Genomic DNA, 1,571 nt, shown 5'->3' with positions numbered 1-1,571 from the left:
TCACGGTTTCCTTCCCGATGGCATCAGGAGCAAATCCAAAGGCTCGGAGACGTCAGGAGAAAACCCCGACACACTTCACTGAATAGCCCCCCCCCTGTATCTAGGTATATATAGGCTGCACTTTGATCTTAGAGACCCGCTTGCTTGTATCTATCAGGGCTAAGGGGTATTCTTGGGGATATCAATGACTGACATAGTGTTGATACCAATAGTATATATACGCAATTGCGTATAGCGAAATGTTGGGCAACATGCAAAAGTGCAACTAAAGAATTAAATTTGACCAAAAGCAAAATATGACAGAAGATCAGCTAGTAAAGGAAATTGTAGACTATTTTAAGGAAAAGGTATTCGACAATCATGTAAAAGCCTCTTTGAATCAAAATGCAAAACTCAAATCGTATAAGATTAACCCAATTACTGTAAAATACTTATCTCAAGTCCTGGAGGGTGATTATACTCCACTTGGAGTTGCAAAGGCATTGTTTTATCCTCGGGTATTAGGTACATCAATAAATACTTCTTTTGGGACTCGAATACAAAACATGTTTGTTGAACTTGGAATAGCAAGTGGTTCAATGATTCAAGGAATGGATATTGAATTCACGGATCAAATAGATAAAAGAAAAAAATGGTGTCAATTGAAAGCTGGCCCGAACACAATCAACCATGATGATGTACCACCACTGATTAATAAGTTCACAAAAACAATTAACCTAGCAAGAACTAATGCAGCATTTAAAGGAATTAGTAATAATGATTTTATTGTTGGTGTACTTTATGGTGAGTCTGATGAACTAAGTCAACACTACTTAAACATCAACAAAAAGCATCCAGTCATAATTTGAAAAGATTTTTGGCATAGAGTTACAGGGTTTCCTAACTTTTACGACAAACTTGTTGTAGAACTCCAAAAACTCATTAATACTATTGATACAAAAGACCTAATTACGCAAGGGGTAGATAAACTTGCAATGGAAATCAAGACATCTCCTTTATTTGTTTTTTCTTGAATAAAACTCATTTAGGAATCTGACAACTGAAAAACCTAATTCCTGTCCTAAGTTGACAGGAACTGCATTTCCTATTTGCTTGTATTGTTGAGCCGTGGAGCCTGCAAACTTCCATTCATCTGGAAAGGTCTGTATTCTAGCATATTCCCTAACTGTAAATGGTCTGGTTTCGTCAGGGTGACATCTTTCTGTTTGTTTTTGAGCAGGACTGCAAGTAAGAGTTAATGAAGGTTCGTCCCACCCGATTCTTCTTGCCATTCCAGTTTTTCCTCCTCCGAGATAAAAACTGCCGCCCATGTATTCCTTTTGCACATCAATGGGCAAGTCCCTCCAGTACCCCTTTGGAGGTACCATATCCAACACTACCTTTTTATACTCAGGATAACTTGCACCATTAGACTTTGGAACGTTACAATTGAAAAGTTCACCTTTTTTCAAAGCATCTTTCAAGTTGTATATTTTTTTATGCGGTTTTGGGTAATTAAAATCAATTTTAATATCCTTTCTAACACCGACTAAAATAAGTCTTTCACGTTTTTGCGGCACTCGATAGTGTAT

The 1,571-nt window shown here is 37.2% G+C and carries 2 protein-coding genes; one reads left to right on the top strand and one right to left on the bottom strand.

Features of this window, described 5'->3' with window-relative positions; genetic code table 11:
* Positions 1–296 precede the first annotated feature (296 nt).
* A complete protein-coding gene (locus tag Q4526_RS16430) occupies positions 297–848 on the top strand; it encodes a PmeII family type II restriction endonuclease (protein WP_215978303.1) in 552 nt (183 codons plus the stop codon).
* A 147-nt stretch (positions 849–995) separates the two neighbouring features.
* On the opposite strand, the gene Q4526_RS16425 is transcribed toward Q4526_RS16430, so the two are convergent.
* Positions 996–1,571 (bottom strand): DNA cytosine methyltransferase (locus tag Q4526_RS16425; RefSeq protein WP_215978302.1); only part of this gene is annotated, 576 nt, incomplete at its 5' end.

The sequence above is a fragment of the Gilvimarinus sp. 2_MG-2023 genome (assembly GCF_030547685.1).
Taxonomy (GTDB): domain Bacteria; phylum Pseudomonadota; class Gammaproteobacteria; order Pseudomonadales; family Cellvibrionaceae; genus Gilvimarinus.
Note: the sequence above shows the minus strand (reverse complement) of the source record. Positions and strands in the feature narration are given on the sequence as shown.